Genomic DNA, 15,060 nt, shown 5'->3' on the forward strand with positions numbered 1-15,060 from the left:
ATTTCGGACGGAGGGACTTTCTGTGAGAATAACCAAGCGCACCAATATCGCCATTCGGGCGCTCATGTTTTGTGCTGTGAACATGGATCGCCGTGTCACCAAGCATGATATCGCAGAGGCGTGTAATTCGTCCGAGAACCATTTGGGGCAGATCGTGAACCAGCTGGCGCAGCTCGGTTTTCTGGAAACCACACGTGGTCGCGGGGGCGGTCTGACGCTGGCCCGCGCGCCCGAACAGATCTCGATTGGCGAGGTCTTTCGCCTGCTCGAAGCGGATGTGCCCGTCGCGGAGTGCTTTGCCGATGTGGACAACACGTGCCCGCTGACTGATGCCTGCCGTCTAAAAGAGGCGATCGCTGCCGCGCTGGATGCGTTTTACGCGCACATGGAAACGATCACGCTCGACACCCTGATCTGTGACAACCACGCGCTAGAGACGATGTTGGCGATAACACCGCTGTGCTCTGGCGATGCAGCCAAGAAGCTGCCCGCCTGAAGTTATTCGGCGGGGGCGAACCCTTCGATCAAGTGGCGCAGGCCCAGAGCCGCGCCGCCGAAAATCGACACGATGGTTACGGGGGCAGAGTAGCTGAGCAGCGCCATGGACGACAGCCCTTGGCCGACCGTGCAGCCCATGGCCAGAACCGCGCCAACGCCCATCATGATTGCGCCAATGATTTGACGGCGCAATTCACGGGGGTCTTCGCAGGCTTCCCACCGGAAATGTCCCAGCATGAAGCTACCGACCAGCGCGCCGCTCCACACCCCGATCACAGATCCCACGGCAAACGACGGCGCATGATTGGCGCCGATCATCGCATAGAGCATCGCTTCGCCCACAGGGGCCGAGAAGTTGTGCGATGCGACGGGGACAACCTCGAACCCGTGCTGCGCGATATAGCCGGTGCCAAGCCAGCCCGACAGAATTGCCAGACCCACGACAGCGCCCCAGACCATGGCTTTGCGGTCCGCCCGCATGCGCGCGGGCCAGATGGCAAAGATCAAAATGGCGGCGCCGATTAGCATGCCGATTATGGCGGGCGAGACGGGCAGAAGATAGGACAGTCCATGGGCGATCCCCTGTGGCATATCGGTGGTGATACGCGGGAAAAGCTTGGCGAAAACAAAGGCCAAGGGACCGTAAAGCGTGGCGTAAGCCGCCATCCCGACGACCACCACGATCACAAAGGACCGCAGGTCGCCTCCACCCAAGCGGGCCAATGCGCCATAGCCGCAGTTGCCAGCGAGCGCCATGCCATAGCCAAAGACGCCGCCGCCGATGATCGACGCCCATGGCAGCCAGCGTGTGTCGAGATAGTAGGAGGTGGTGGGGTTAAGCAGCCCTGCCGCATTGGCGCCGAACACGCCCATGCAGGCGACACCGATGGCCACGCCCCACATCCGCAAGCGGATGTCGCTGCCACCGTAAAAGTAATCTTCGATTGCCCCAAGTGTGCAAAAGCGGCCCAACCGCGCCGCGAGGCCCAGAAGCAGGCCTCCGAACGCACCAATCAACGCGACCAAAACCGCGTCGGAAATCCCATCGATCATCGGAACCCTCCCAAGTCCAATGACGGCCGGACGCGCCGGCAGTTTAGCGTGTCGTCAGGTTCACTCGCTATCGCAGAATACTTCGTAAACACGCTCTAGGATACGACGGGGGCGGTCATCTGCCAAACTGTAATAGATCGTCTTGCCGTCACGGCGGGGCACGACCAGCCCTTCGAGACGAAGACGCGACAGCTGCTGGGACACAGCAGCCTGACGGGCAGACAGCAATTCTTCGAGTTCGGTGACCGACTTTTCGCCATCCACGAGATGGCACAGGATCATCAAGCGACCCTCGTGGCTGATCGCCTTGAGGAAGTTCGCGGCGCTGGTCGCACGCTCGAGCATGCGGTCCATTTCAAAATCGGTGAGATCGTCTTTTATGGCAGGAAGAGACATAGGAAGGGCCTATCACTAACTTACATCACGAACCGCTGCCGGAAGCGGTGTCTGAGAGGGGAGAACCGGCGTGTTCGGCGACCATTTTCTCGACCAAGGGCCAAAAGAAATCTTCGCCTGCGTATCCTTCTAGTCTTGCCAGTTCCTGACCGTCGTCAACTAGCAGAAAAGTCGGAGTAAAGACGACGGGTCGGGCAATATCGAACCCTGCATCGTCAATCTCGGTCAATTGCACAGATCGCAAGGGGGCCACGGCAGAGACAGATGTTTTCGGGTAGATTGGGCCGATCTGCTTGTGCCACATCTCGCAGTAGGCGCAGCCCACTTGCTCGACCATCACCAGCTCGGCCGCGCTGGCGGTCAAGGGAGCAAGCGCGAGAGCGCCAGCAAAGAGGGTTTTTGCAAATAGATGCGGCATGCGATCAATCCAATTGACAGCTTCAGGCAAGCATGTAATCAAATATTTGAATAAATCAAGGAATATTGCATGTTGGATGTCACCTACATGGGGGCATTGCTGGCGGGTCTGCTGTCGTTTTTCACGCCGTGCATCCTGCCTATGGTCCCGTTTTACCTCAGTTATATGGCTGGTCTGTCGGTTGCGGAACTGCGCGGCGATGGCGTGATTGCAGCGGGGGCCCGCGCCCGTCTGATCCGGTCTGCGATCGCCTTTGCGTTAGGGGTCACGACGATTTTCGTCCTGCTCGGGATGGGCGCGACGGCGGTGGGGCAGGCCTTTGCCCAGTGGAAGCAGCCTCTGAGTTACGTGGCCGCAGCGATCCTGTTTGTCTTTGGTTTGCACTTCCTTGGTGTTCTGCGCATCGGCCTTCTGTACCGCGAAGCGCGGGTCGAAAGCTCCGCCAATCCGGCGTCCATAGGCGGGGCTTATGTCATGGGATTGGCCTTTGGCTTTGGGTGGACGCCCTGTGTCGGCCCTGCGCTGGCGTCGATCCTGATGGTGGCGAGCGGCATGGGCGATGTGTGGCAGGGCGGCGCGCTGCTGTTTGTCTACGGGATCGGGATGACCGCGCCCTTTATTGTCGCCGCTCTGTTTGCCGGACCGTTTCTGGCTTGGGCACAGCGCAACCGGAAATATCTGGGCTACGTGGAAAAGGTGATGGGCGTGATGCTGATCATCTTTGCCATTTTGATTGCGACAAATGCGGTGAACTTGATCGCGGCGGCGATGATCGAATGGTTCCCGTCTTTCACATCCTTGGGGTGAGGCGAACACTCTGTGCTGCGGCCCGAGAAGGGGCGGCTTGTTATCTGGGAGGAAGACTATGCTGAAACGATTAACCGCCCTAGGGGCGGCGCTGTGCCTGTCCACGTCCGTTATGGCGGCCGAGATGGGGGACGATGGTCTGCACAAGGCGGACTGGATGCACGACACCTTCAAGGACCTGCGCGAAGATCTGGATGAAGCCAGCACCGAGGGCAAACGCCTGATGGTAATCATCGAGCAGCGCGGCTGCATTTATTGTAAGAAAATGCACGAGGAAGTCTTTGTTGACCCAGACATCGAATCCCTGTTGCAGGACGACTTCTTTGTTGTGCAGCTCAACATGTTCGGGGACGTTGAAGTCACGGATTTCGATGGGACCAGCCTTTCGGAGAAGGACATGATCCAACGGTGGGGTGTTCTCTTTACCCCTACAATGATGTTCTTTCCTGAGGAGGTAGAGGAGGGTGCGACCGCCCCCAAAGCCGCCGTCGCACAGATGCCCGGCGCCTTTGGAAAAGGAACGACTTTCAACATGTTGCACTGGGTTCTTGAAGAAGGATATAGCTCTGGAGAGCCGTTCCAGAAGTACCTGCAGCGGAAGTTGGCTGAGTAAACAAACCAGCAAGACCAGAAATGCTGCGCTGCAACATATCAGTAAATTCACTTAGTTGAATTTGTTGTTGCGTAAAAGATGCGCGGTGTTCTACAGTATACGGAGCCTACCAGCGGAAGAATGGTAGCCAGGGAGGAAACATGAAGCTTTCATTTGCACTCGCGGCAGTCGCCGCTTGCACTGCTGGCATCGCAATGGCGGCACCCGTTGCCCCGGCAGATGTCGAGTTCTCGGAATATGGCGATGTCGCGACTTCTTTGACCGGTCAGCCCGGCGACCCGGCAAACGGCGTCAAGATCATGGCGAACCGCGGCAAGGGCAACTGCGTTGCATGTCACGCTGTCTCGGCCATGTCGGACGTTCCGTTCCACGGCGAAGTTGGCCCGACCCTTGATGGTGTTGCCGACCGCTGGAACGAAGCAGAGCTGCGCGGCCTTGTCGCGAATGCCAAAAAGACTTTTGAGGGCACGATCATGCCCGCGTTCTACAAGAACGAGGGCTACATCCGCCCCGGTAATGCCTACACCGGCAAAGCACCGACCGAAGCACTGACACCCCTGCTGACCGCGCAGGAAGTCGAGGATGTCGTCGCTTACCTGATGACGCTCAAAGAGCAGTAAGCGACCCGGATTTAAGGAGAGAGAAATGGAATTCACCCGACGCGACACAATCGCACTGGGCCTAGGTGCGGCAGCTCTGACCGTGCTTCCCTTCCGCGTTGCGGCTTCGGCCGATGACAAAATCGCCGAGTTCACCGGCGGCGCAGACATGAAGGCCGAGGGCATCACCCTGACCGCCCCCGAAATCGCGGAAAACGGCAACACTGTTCCGATCACCGTCGATGCGCCCGGCGCAGCCAGCATCATGGTTCTGGCGACCGGCAACCCGACTCCCGGCGTGGCCCAGTTCAACTTTGGCCCGCTGGCTGGTTCGCAGTCTGCAACCACCCGTATCCGCCTTGCCGGTACGCAGGACGTCGTCGCGATCGCCAAATTCGAAGACGGCTCGTTCGCCCGTGCGGCATCCACCGTCAAAGTGACCATCGGCGGCTGTGGCGGCTAACGCCCGCGACCTGTCGAGACACATAGATTTTCTGAGGAGAGACCTAAAATGGCATCTGGTGTACGCCCCCGCGTTAAGGTTCCCAAGTCGGCTTCGGCTGGTGAAACCATCACCCTCAAGACTCTGATCAGCCACCCCATGGAGTCCGGTCAGCGCAAGGACAGCAGCGGCAACGTCATCCCGCGCTCGATCATCAACCGTTTTACCTGCGAGTTTAACGGTCAGATGGTTGTGGACGTGGCGATGGAGCCTGCGATTTCGACCAACCCCTACTTTGAATTCGAAGCGACCGTCCCCGAGGCAGGCGACTTCAAATTCACTTGGTACGACGATGACGGCGACGTCTACGAAGAGACCAAGCCGGTAGCGATCGGCTAATGCGACAGGGCGGGGCGCGCAAAGAGCATAACTTTGTCGCCCCGCTTTCTGGCTTCAGGGAGGAAACCATGACCAAGGAAATCAAAAGCAAGGCGATGATCGCGTTGGGTTTTGCCGCAAGCACCTTCGCTCTGGCGACGGCTGCGCAGGCAACCGATCCGACCGAACCGCTGGTGGTGAACGGCGATCTTGAAATCGTCACGAGCACCGCTGCGCCCGCCCACATGGACATGATCGACACGATCCAGTCCGGCTGGGAATTCCGCTCGCACGAGACCCAAGATCTGCAGCGAGACGACTTCGATAACCCCGGTATGATCTTTGTCGACGACGCCCGCGAGGCGTGGGACACCGCCGAGGGGTCCGAAGATAAGAGCTGCGCATCCTGCCACGGCGCGCCCGAGGATATGGCCGGTGTCAAAGCCGTCTATCCCAAGTGGAACGAAGACGCTGGCGAAGTCCGCACCATGGAAATGCAGATCAACGCCTGCCGTACTGAAAACATGGGGGCCGAGGCGCTGGGATACACGTCGGGTGACATGACCAACATGGTTGCGCTTATGTCGGCTGTGTCGCGCGGTCTGCCCGTGAACGTCGCGATTGATGGTCCCGCTCAGGCGATGTGGGAGCAGGGCAAAGAGCTCTATTACACCCGCACCGGCCAGTTGGAGCTGTCTTGCGCGACCTGTCACGAAGACAACTACGACAATCTGATCCGCGCAGACCACCTGTCGCAGGGCCAGATCAACGGCTTCCCGACCTACCGCCTGAAGAACGCCAAGCTGAACTCGGTTCACGCGCGCTTCAAAGGCTGTGTCCGTGACACCCGCGCGGAAACCTTCTCGCCCGGTAGCCCCGAATTCTTGGCTCTGGAGCTGTATGTCGCATCGCGCGGCAACGGCCTGTCGGTCGAAGGACCGTCGGTGCGTAACTAACCTACTACTATCACAACACGAAACCTTCCTTGGCCCGTGCATTCAATGCACGGGACAGGGAACCTTTGTCAAAATTGATCTCAGAACCGGAGCCTGTCCCACATGATTTCCCGCCGCGATTTTCTTCAGGCCAGCATGGCCGCCTCCGCACTGGTCGGAGCGTCGGGCTTTGGCAACTGGAGCCGCTTGGCCGCGCAGCAAGCTCTGACGCAGGACCAGCTGCTACAGTTTGATACCTTCGGGAATGTGTCGCTGATCCACGTCACCGACATTCACGCACAGCTGAAACCGATCTATTTCCGTGAACCCGAAGTGAACATCGGCGTGGGCGAAGTGAACGGCAAAGTGCCTCACGTGACCGGCGCGGATTTCCGCAAGCTCTATGGCATCAATGACGGCTCACCGAACCACTATGCGCTGACCTACAACGACTTTTCTGCCTTGGGCAAAACCTATGGCAAGATGGGTGGTCTGGACCGTGTTGCGACCGTGATCAATGCGATCCGCGCCGACCGTCCCGATGCCATCCTGCTGGACGGCGGTGATACATGGCACGGCTCATACACCTGCTACCACACGCAGGGGCAGGACATGGTCAACGTGATGAACGCGCTGAAGCCGGACGCGATGACTTTCCACTGGGAGTTCACTCTGGGTTCCGAGCGTGTGAACGAACTGGTCTCGGGTCTGCCGTTTGACTCGCTGGCGCAGAACATTTTCGACGCCGAGTGGGACGAACCTGCTGAACTGTTCAAGCCCTACAAATTCTTTGAGCGTGGTGGCGCGAAGGTGGCCGTGATCGGTCAGGCCTTCCCCTATATGCCCATTGCGAACCCCGGCTGGATGTTCCCCGAATACGCATTCGGCATCCGTGACGAAAACATGCAGGCCATGGTCGACGAAGTGCGCGACATGGGCGCGGATGTGGTTGTCGTCCTGTCGCACAACGGTTTTGACGTGGACCGCCACATGGCCAGCCTTGTCAGTGGCATCGACGTGATCCTGTCCGGTCACACCCACGACGCGCTGCCCGAGCCCGTTCTGGTCGGCGAAACAATCATCGTGGCCTCTGGCTCGAACGGCAAGTTTGTCAGCCGCGTCGATCTAGACATCCGCGACGGCCGCATGATGGGCTTCCGCCACAAACTAATCCCGATCTTCTCTGACGTCATCACACCGGACGCCGAGGTTGCCGCTTTGATCGACGAGCAACGCGCGCCCTATGAATCCACCCTGTCCGAAGTCCTTGGCCACACAGACTCCCTGCTGTACCGCCGTGGCAACTTCAACGGCACGTGGGATGATCTGATCTGTGATGCGCTGCTGACCGAACGCGATGCGGACATCGCCATGTCGCCCGGCGTGCGCTGGGGGCCCTCGGTTCTGCCGGGTCAGGCGATCACCCGCGAGGATCTGTGGAACGTCACCTCGATGACCTATCCCAAGGCCTACCGCACCGAGATGAGCGGCGAGTTCATCCATACCATCATGGAAGATGTGGCGGACAACATTTTCAACCCGAACCCCTATTATCAGCAGGGCGGGGACATGGTGCGCATGGGCGGTCTGGGCTACCGGATCGACATCAGCAAACCCCAAGGCAGCCGCATCAGCGAACTGACCTTGCTCAAGACCGGCGAAAAGCTGGATCCGTCAAAGAATTACGTCGTTGCCGGTTGGGCAAGCGTGAACGAGGGCACCGAAGGCCCCGATATCTGGGACGTGGTCGAAACCCACATCCGCAACAAGGGCACCGTCGTGGTCGAGCCCAACACCAGCGTGCAGGTGGTGGGCGCGTAAGGCGCCCATCGGAACCAAATTTTTTTACCCCGAAGAATTCACGAAGATGAATTTTTCGATCTGAGAAAAGGAGCAAAGGACATGACATCCAGCTTCAAGGGACCCAAGGCTTCGCGTCGCCAGTTTCTGGCCGGTGCGGCTGCCATCGGGGCAGGGGCGGCCACTGGCGCCCGTGCTCAGACCCCCGATCCGCTGATCACCGAAGTACATGAATGGGCCCAAGGTTTGGGCGAGGGTGTGGACGCCACCCCCTATGGCATGCCCATCCGGTTCGAAACCGATGTGGTGCGCCGCAACGTGCCTTGGCTGACCGCGGACCCGATCAGCTCGATCAACTTCACGCCCATCCACGCGCTGGATGGCACCATCACTCCGCAGGGCTGTGCGTTTGAACGCCACCACTCGGGCGCGATCGAGCTTTCCAAGGATGACTACCGTCTGATGATCAACGGTCTGGTGGATCGCCCGCTGGTCTTTACCTACGCGGATCTGGAACGCTTCCCCCGTGAGCAGCATGTGTACTTCTGCGAATGCGCGGCGAACACCGGCATGGAATGGGCGGGCGCGCAGCTGAACGGCGCGCAATTCACCCATGGTATGATCCACAATATGGAATACACCGGCGTGCCCCTGCGCACCCTGCTGAACGAGGCTGGCATTCAGACCGAGGGCAAGTGGGTCTATGTCGAGGGCGCGGATGCCTCGTCGAACGGCCGCTCGATCCCGATGGAAAAGGCGCTGGACGACGTTCTGGTCGCCTTCAAAGCCAACGGTGAGGCCCTGCGCAAAGAGCATGGTTACCCCGTGCGTCTGGTCGTTCCCGGTTGGGAAGGCAACATGTGGGTCAAGTGGCTGCGCCGCATTGAGGTTACCACGCAAGCGGTTGAAAGCCGTGAGGAAACCAGCAAATACACGGACACTCTGGCGGACGGAACCAGCCGCAAGTGGACTTGGGTCATGGACGCCAAATCGGTCGTCACCAGCCCCAGCCCGCAGTCGCCGATCAAGCATGGCCCCGGCCCGTTGGTCATCACTGGTCTGGCGTGGTCCGGTCACGGCAAGATCAAGCGTGTGGACGTCTCGACCGATGGCGGCAAGACATGGCAGCAGGCGCGCCTCGCGTCCGAGGCTGGCGACAAGGCGCTGTCCCGCTTCTATCTGGACATCAACTGGGACGGCAGCGAGATGCTGCTGCAATCCCGCGCGATGGACGAAACCGGATACGTGCAGCCCACCAAAGCGCAACTGCGCGAAGTGCGTGGCCTGAACTCGGTCTACCACAACAACTGCATCCAGACATGGCATGTGAAATCGAACGGGGAGGCAGAAAATGTCGAAGTCTCTTAAACTTTATGCAGGCTCGGCGGTCGGCACCGTTCTGATGCTGACGGTGGCGCTAAATTTCGCGGATCGCCTGATCCCCGAACACGCCGAAAGCTATGACCGCATGGCGGCCGATAGCGATCCCGATTTCGCGTTGATTGCCCGCGCTCAGGCGGCTGCAGCTTATGCGGACGCGCCCTTTGGCTTGGGCCGCCCCGCGCTGGAAGAAGAGATCGCAGCGTGGGATCTGGATGTCAGCCCCGATGGCACTGGCCTTCCGGTTGGATCTGGCGACGTGTTCACAGGCGAAGAAGTGTTCATCGAGAACTGCGCTGTCTGCCACGGTGACTTTGCCGAAGGGCGCGGCAACTGGCCCAAACTGGCTGGCGGAGATGGCTCTTTGGCGGACGAAGACCCGCTCAAGACCGTGGGCAGCTACTGGCCGCATCTGTCAACCGCATGGGACTATGTGAACCGCTCCATGCCCTTTGGCAACGCACAGAGCCTGACTCCGGACGAGGTTTATGGCATCGTCGCGTACATCCTCTATTCCAATTATCTGGTCGAGGATGACTTCGTTCTGTCGAACGAGAACTTCACCGAGATCGTGCTGCCCAATGCGGACGGCTTCATCATCGATGACCGCGAAGATAGTGAATACGCAATCTGGCGCGCCGAGCCCTGCATGGAAAACTGCAAGGACACCGTCGAGATCACCAAGCGCGCCACTGTGCTGGACGTGACCCCCGGCGAAGAGGTGACCGAAGAGGCTCTTTCCGCCCCCGAAGAAGAGCCTGTTCAGGTCGCTGCCGCTGACCCGGCCCCCGAAGAAGAGGCTCCGGCAGCCTCGCCTGCGATGGCGATTGATCAGGCGCTGGCCGACAAGGGCGAGAAGGTCTTTAAGAAGTGTAAAGCCTGCCACAAGATTGGTGATGGCGCGAAAAATGGCTCTGGCCCTCAGTTGAACGGTATCGTTGGCCGCTCGGTCGCTTCGGCGGACGGGTTCAAGTACTCGGGCGCGATGGTTGACTACGGCGGAGAATGGACGCCAGAGCGTCTGGCAGCCTTCATCGCAAAGCCCAAGGCAGAGATCAAAGGCACCAAGATGTCCTTTGCGGGTCTCAAGAAAGAGGACGACGTGGCGGCTGTCATTGAGTACCTCAAGACCTTTGGTCAGTGATCCATGACGCGGATTGCGACATATCTGGGGGCAGCGGCGGTCATCGCCGCTGCCTTTGTGCATCAAGCCCATGCTGAAGAGATCGCAGCACCCCTCGGGGACGCAGCAAACGGCGAGAAAGTGTTCCGCAAATGCGCCAGCTGCCATGCGGTTGGGGCAGGGGCCAAGAACAAGGTCGGCCCCCAGCTGAACGGTATCTTTGGCCGCACGGCCGGCACGATCGAGGATTTCCGCTATTCCGACGGTCTGATCCGCGAGGGCAAGAACGGGCTGGTCTGGGATTACGAGCACCTTGATGCCTATCTCGACAACCCCAAAGCGCTGGTCAGCGATACGCGCATGAACTTCCGCGGCCTGAAAGAGGAGCAGGACCGCCACGATGTTCTCGCTTATTTGCGCCAGTTCTCGGATAGCCCACTCGATATCCCCGAGGCCCAACCAACGGCCCTACCCAAAGAGGTAGAGCTGTCCGCCGAAGTGCTAGCTATCGTCGGCGACCCTGCCTACGGAGAATATCTCTCAAGTGAATGCAGCACATGCCATCAGAGAAATGGCAGTGACCAAGGCATCCCGTCCATCACGGGCTGGCCGACCGAGGACTTCGTGGTCGCCATGCATGCCTACAAAGAAAAGATCCGGCCCCATCCCGTCATGCAGATGATGGCAGGGCGGTTGTCGGACGAAGAGATCGCGGCCTTGGCTGCGTATTTCGCGGACCTCGGAGACCAATAAAACAACACCATCCGGGCCGCACATCTAGGGAGGAAGAACCATGAAATTGAACAGACGTTCGTTCATTGCTGCAGGCGCGGCAACCGCGACGCTGGGGGCGCCGTCATTGCGGGCCAATACCAAGCCGCGGGTTGTCGTGATCGGGGGCGGCGCAGGCGGTGCCACCGTCGCGCGCTATGTCGCCAAGGACAGCAAGGGCGAGATCGACGTGACGCTGATCGAACCCACACGCCAGTACTACACCTGTTTCTTCTCGAACCTCTATTTGGGCGGCTTCCGCGAAATGGACAGCCTTGGCCATTCTTACGGCAATCTGGCCGCAGGTGGTGTGAACGTCGTCCACGATTGGGCCATCGGGATCGACCGCGATGCCAAGACGGTGGCGCTGGCCGGTGGTGGCTCTGTCCCCTATGACCGTCTGGTCCTGAGCCCCGGCATTGATTTCGTGGACGGCGCGGTGCCCGGTTGGTCGACCATGGCCCAGAACGCGATGCCCCACGCCTACAAGGGCGGCAGCCAGACCGAGCTGCTGCGCGCTCAGATTAACGCGATGCCCGAAGGCGGGACCTTCGTCATGGTCGCGCCGCCGAACCCCTACCGCTGCCCCCCTGGCCCCTACGAGCGGGTCAGCATGGTCGCGCACACGCTCAAGGCCAATAACCCCAAAGCCAAGATCATCATCGTCGATCCCAAAGAGAAATTCTCGAAACAGGCGCTGTTCGAAGAGGGGTGGGGCAAGCATTACACCGGCATGGTTGAACGCATTGGTCCCGATTTCGGCGGTGCGAACGTTGAGGTGAACCCCGACGAGATGACGGTGAATGTGGATGGCGAAGTGATCAAAGCGGACGTCTGCAACGTGATCCCCGCCATGAAAGCCGGCAAAATCTGCGAGATGGCAGGCGTGACCGAGGGCAACTGGGCCCCCGTGAGCGGCCACACCATGCAGAGCAAGATCGATGAGAATATCCACGTCCTTGGCGATGCGTGCTCGCAAGGGGACATGCCCAAGTCCGGCTTCTCTGCGAACTCTCAGGCCAAGGTGGCGGCGATGGCGGTGCGTGGCGCTCTGACCGGCTCCAAGGTCTTCCCTGCCAAATTCTCGAACACCTGCTGGTCGCTGATCGACACCGACGATGGCGTCAAAGTCGGCGCGACCTACGAGGCGACAGACGAGAAAATCGCTAAAGTGGATGGGTTCATATCCCAAACGGGTGAAGACGCAGATCTTCGTAAAACCACCTACGAAGAGTCCGTTGGTTGGTATGCGGGCATCACTGCTGACATGTTCGGCTAAGGCTGGAAAGACAACGGGCGGCGCATGCGTGCACCGCCCCCAAGGGACCAAGGGACTTATGGATTACAACCAGTTTTTCGATGGCGCACTGACCGATCTGCGAGAGCAGGGCAATTATCGCCACTTTGCCGATCTGGAGCGCCGGACAGGTGATTTCCCCCATGCGACCCATCGTGATGCTGCGGGCAAAGAGCGCCCCGTCACGATCTGGTGCTCGAACGATTATCTGGGCATGGGGCAGCACCCCAAAGTCCTGACCGCCATGCATGACGCTCTGGACCGCTGCGGCGCGGGTGCGGGCGGTACGCGCAACATCTCTGGCACGACCCATGACCATGTGCTGCTGGAGCGCGAATTGGCCGACCTGCACGGTAAAGAGGCGGCGCTGCTGTTCACCAGCGGGTACGTGTCGAACTGGGCTGCGTTGGGCACTCTGGCTGCAAAAATTCCGAACTGTGTGATCCTGTCGGATGCGTTAAACCACGCCTCCATGATCGAAGGGATGCGCCATTCCCGCGCGCAGCGCGTGATCTGGAAGCACAATGATCTGAATGACTTGCGCGCTCATCTTGAGACGCTGCCCAAAGATCAGCCCAAGATCATTGCGTTCGAATCCGTCTACTCAATGGACGGCGACATCGCCCCGATCGCAGAGATTTGCGATTTGGCCGAAGAGTTCGGCGCTCTGACCTACTTAGACGAAGTGCACGCCGTGGGCATGTACGGTCCCCGCGGGGGCGGCGTGGCAGAGCGCGATGGCGTGATGCACCGTGTAGACATCATTCAGGGCACCTTGGGCAAAGCCTTTGGCGTCGTGGGGGGCTACATCACCGGCTCGGCCCAGATGGTGGATTTCGTCCGCAGCTTTGCGAGCGGCTTTATCTTTACCACCGCTTTGCCGCCTGCGGTCGCGGCTGGGGCAGCGGCCTCAATCCGGCACCTGAAGGACAGCAGTGCGGAGCGGGAGTTGCAGCAAGCCCGCGTGGCCGAGCTACGCGCCAAGCTGGACCAGATCGGCATCCCGCACATCCCGAACCCCAGCCACATCATTCCGGTGATGGTTGGCGATCCGGTGAAGTGCAAGTTTATCTCGGACAAGCTGCTAAACGAGCACGGCGTCTACATCCAGCCAATCAACTATCCCACAGTTCCCAAAGGAACCGAGAGGCTGCGGATCACCCCCAGCCCCGTGCACAGCGCCGAGGATATGGAGCGTCTGGTCACCGCGCTCGAAGATCTCTGGCATCAGTGTGAACTGGCCCGCCAGCCGATGGCGGCCCAGTAAACCGCTTTAAACCGTTGTCAGTCCCCGCAGTGCCCCGAGCAGTGCGGGGATTTTTTCTTTGAAGCGAAAGAAACCGTGGGTGGCGTGGGGCCAAGCAGCACTGTCGTAGTCCTTGCGCACCCGTGCCAGCGTGATGCCCTTGCTGCGCAATGCCGTTTCGATCCGTGCTAGATCATCCGCGACAGGTCCGACAGGGGCATATGGCGTGACGATCTGCTGTGCGCCCAAACCTGTGGCCCAATCGGCCACGGCATCAGGCGACAGGAAGGTTTGCTCTGCCAGACGATCGGACCAGCGGTTCAGGGCGTCGTTGATTGCGGCAGTTGCGAACTCTTGGACATGGGGTGCGATGGCCAGCGGGCTTCGGTGGCCCACATCCGTTAGTACTCCGGCTCCCAAGACTTGCGGCGCTGACTTCAGCACATCCCCAAGGGCAAGGTCGTCGGAATGCACCAGAAGAGCGGTCGGCAGACCTTTGGACACTGGCTGGGTCAGCGGGATTGGCATGCGTTCGGGGTCTGCAGGTGCCTCTGGGATACGTGGTTCTTGCGCCAATCCGTGAATGCCGCCGAACCGTCCCTCAGTGTATTTGGAAATGTTTGATGACGCGGCCATGTAGGTCTTGCCCTTGGTCTGCAGCCCCGACACCCAGCGCCACGACAGAGTGTTCGACGCGGGGTCCCCATCCTGCAAATGCCGCATAAAGAAATCGGCCCCCAGCGACCACGGCAGCCCCAAGGTGAATACCCAGATCGAGGCGAACCACATCCGTGCGTGGTTGTGCAAATAGCCGGTCTGCGCCAACTCTTTGGCCCAGAAATCGAACGGTTCAATGCCTGTTTCCCCTTCGCAGGCGTCCTGCCACATCCGGCGCAGACCACCCTCGGATTTCAGTCGGTCCAACTGACGCTGCAGGTCAGCGCGATAGGCGGTCCAGACCCCGGGCCGCATCTCGAGCCAGCCCTTCCAATAGGTGCGCCAGTAAACTTCTTGGACAAACTTTTCCGCTGACTTCAAGCTGTGGCGGGCGAGCACGGCCTCTAGAACTTCGGCTTCAGTGATCAGCCGATGCCGTAGATAGGGCGACAGTGTTGACACGCCCTCTGTGTGGCGGTCGGGACCAAGGTCGTAGTTCCGGCGCTTGGCATAAGTGCTGCCAGCTTTGGGTAAAAACGCGCTCAGGCGTTCCAGCGCTGCTGTGCGTGTTGGGGAAAAGTCGGTCATGGGCCTAGCCTCTTGGGGATGGGCATTGCTTAGAAAGTTATCCCGAAGGCTAGGGCGCA

17 protein-coding genes are annotated in these 15,060 nt (G+C 59.8%); 13 read left to right on the top strand and 4 right to left on the bottom strand.

Annotated features, from left to right (window positions below; all coding sequences use genetic code 11):
- Positions 1–22 precede the first annotated feature (22 nt).
- Positions 23–496: an Rrf2 family transcriptional regulator gene (locus N4A58_RS10075; RefSeq protein WP_293709189.1), complete on the top strand. Its 474-nt coding sequence runs from the start codon at positions 23–25 to the stop codon at positions 494–496.
- 2 nt (positions 497–498) lie between these two features.
- On the opposite strand, the gene N4A58_RS10080 is transcribed toward N4A58_RS10075, so the two are convergent.
- Genes N4A58_RS10080 through N4A58_RS10090 form a run of 3 tightly spaced genes read right to left on the bottom strand, consistent with a single transcriptional unit; the run spans position 499 to position 2,365 of the window.
- Complete coding sequence (locus N4A58_RS10080; RefSeq protein WP_293709191.1) at positions 499–1,551, bottom strand: YeeE/YedE family protein; 1,053 nt, start codon at positions 1,549–1,551, stop codon at positions 499–501.
- Positions 1,552–1,611: 60 nt separating this feature from the next.
- On the bottom strand, positions 1,612–1,947 hold the full coding sequence (locus N4A58_RS10085; RefSeq protein ID WP_072706665.1) for a helix-turn-helix transcriptional regulator: 336 nt from the start codon (positions 1,945–1,947) through the stop codon (positions 1,612–1,614).
- Between the two features lie 25 nt (positions 1,948–1,972).
- Entirely contained in the window at positions 1,973–2,365 is a 393-nt protein-coding gene (locus tag N4A58_RS10090) for a hypothetical protein (protein ID WP_072706664.1), read from the bottom strand.
- Positions 2,366–2,434: 69 nt separating this feature from the next.
- Between N4A58_RS10090 and N4A58_RS10095 the strand changes: the two genes are divergently transcribed.
- The 12 genes from N4A58_RS10095 to hemA all read left to right on the top strand — a co-directional run bounded on the left by N4A58_RS10095 (position 2,435) and on the right by hemA (position 13,777).
- Positions 2,435–3,172: a cytochrome c biogenesis protein CcdA gene (locus tag N4A58_RS10095; protein ID WP_092464352.1), complete on the top strand. Its 738-nt coding sequence runs from the start codon at positions 2,435–2,437 to the stop codon at positions 3,170–3,172.
- A 58-nt stretch (positions 3,173–3,230) separates the two neighbouring features.
- A complete protein-coding gene (locus tag N4A58_RS10100; protein WP_092464354.1) occupies positions 3,231–3,785 on the top strand; it encodes a thioredoxin family protein in 555 nt (184 codons plus the stop codon).
- 140 nt (positions 3,786–3,925) lie between these two features.
- Positions 3,926–4,405, top strand: a complete 480-nt coding sequence (gene soxX / locus N4A58_RS10105) for a sulfur oxidation c-type cytochrome SoxX (protein ID WP_072706661.1) — start codon at positions 3,926–3,928, stop codon at positions 4,403–4,405.
- A gap of 25 nt (positions 4,406–4,430) precedes the next feature.
- Complete coding sequence (gene soxY, locus N4A58_RS10110; RefSeq protein ID WP_072706660.1) at positions 4,431–4,847, top strand: thiosulfate oxidation carrier protein SoxY; 417 nt, start codon at positions 4,431–4,433, stop codon at positions 4,845–4,847.
- Between the two features lie 48 nt (positions 4,848–4,895).
- Positions 4,896–5,225: a thiosulfate oxidation carrier complex protein SoxZ gene (soxZ, locus tag N4A58_RS10115; protein ID WP_072706659.1), complete on the top strand. Its 330-nt coding sequence runs from the start codon at positions 4,896–4,898 to the stop codon at positions 5,223–5,225.
- A 68-nt stretch (positions 5,226–5,293) separates the two neighbouring features.
- Positions 5,294–6,160: a sulfur oxidation c-type cytochrome SoxA gene (gene soxA, locus N4A58_RS10120; RefSeq protein WP_293709194.1), complete on the top strand. Its 867-nt coding sequence runs from the start codon at positions 5,294–5,296 to the stop codon at positions 6,158–6,160.
- A 102-nt stretch (positions 6,161–6,262) separates the two neighbouring features.
- The gene (soxB, locus tag N4A58_RS10125; protein ID WP_293709196.1) at positions 6,263–7,960 is read left to right on the top strand and encodes a thiosulfohydrolase SoxB; all 1,698 of its coding nucleotides are present in this window, start codon (positions 6,263–6,265) and stop codon (positions 7,958–7,960) included.
- Between the two features lie 81 nt (positions 7,961–8,041).
- Entirely contained in the window at positions 8,042–9,307 is a 1,266-nt protein-coding gene (gene soxC / locus N4A58_RS10130) for a sulfite dehydrogenase (protein WP_293709198.1), read from the top strand.
- On the top strand, positions 9,291–10,463 hold the full coding sequence (locus N4A58_RS10135) for a c-type cytochrome (RefSeq protein ID WP_293709200.1): 1,173 nt from the start codon (positions 9,291–9,293) through the stop codon (positions 10,461–10,463). The genes soxC and N4A58_RS10135 overlap by 17 nt, the downstream gene beginning before the upstream one ends.
- 3 nt (positions 10,464–10,466) lie before the next feature.
- Positions 10,467–11,195, top strand: a complete 729-nt coding sequence (locus tag N4A58_RS10140; RefSeq protein ID WP_293709202.1) for a c-type cytochrome — start codon at positions 10,467–10,469, stop codon at positions 11,193–11,195.
- A 40-nt stretch (positions 11,196–11,235) separates the two neighbouring features.
- Complete coding sequence (locus tag N4A58_RS10145; protein ID WP_293709204.1) at positions 11,236–12,492, top strand: NAD(P)/FAD-dependent oxidoreductase; 1,257 nt, start codon at positions 11,236–11,238, stop codon at positions 12,490–12,492.
- A gap of 58 nt (positions 12,493–12,550) precedes the next feature.
- A complete protein-coding gene (gene hemA / locus N4A58_RS10150) occupies positions 12,551–13,777 on the top strand; it encodes a 5-aminolevulinate synthase (protein WP_293709313.1) in 1,227 nt (408 codons plus the stop codon).
- A gap of 6 nt (positions 13,778–13,783) precedes the next feature.
- Here the strand turns inward: hemA and N4A58_RS10155 are convergent, their stop codons facing one another.
- The gene (locus N4A58_RS10155; protein WP_293709206.1) at positions 13,784–15,001 is read right to left on the bottom strand and encodes an FAD-binding domain-containing protein; all 1,218 of its coding nucleotides are present in this window, start codon (positions 14,999–15,001) and stop codon (positions 13,784–13,786) included.
- Positions 15,002–15,060: the final 59 nt, after the last annotated feature.

It is taken from the genome of Donghicola sp. (genome assembly GCF_025210255.1).
Taxonomy (GTDB): Bacteria; Pseudomonadota; Alphaproteobacteria; order Rhodobacterales; family Rhodobacteraceae; genus Donghicola; species Donghicola eburneus.